At 53.0% G+C, this 336-nt stretch carries 1 protein-coding gene; it reads right to left on the reverse strand.

All coding sequences use genetic code 11. The features are described from left to right. Nucleotides 1-336: hypothetical protein (locus tag A8L45_RS24930; RefSeq protein WP_175402093.1), on the reverse strand; the 336-nt coding region annotated here is incomplete at both ends.

Below are 336 nucleotides of genomic sequence, written 5' to 3' on the forward strand. Positions count from 1 at the left end.
CGCGCCACATTCTGGTTAAACATACCCAATGGATGATATCTGCCACCAGAAAAGGGATTGCCACCGGGCATGAAAGGATTACGGTACTGACCTGTTCTCTCGTCAAAAAAAGGCGTGCCACCGAGCCAATTCATGCTGTCACCGGGTTGCAGCGGGGTATAGCCCACCCCTGCGCCGGGCACACCATACCCTTGTAAAAATGGCGCACACGGAAAACCGATATGACAGTGATGGAAAGTCCCTAAGGCGCAAAACAGCAGCTTCTGAATAAGATGGTGTAAACCGGGAACAACACCACCGCCGCAATACGGGCGGTTGGGTACACCACAATACGGT

This window comes from Veronia pacifica (genome assembly GCF_001707825.1).
Lineage (GTDB): Bacteria > Pseudomonadota > Gammaproteobacteria > Enterobacterales > Vibrionaceae > Veronia > Veronia pacifica.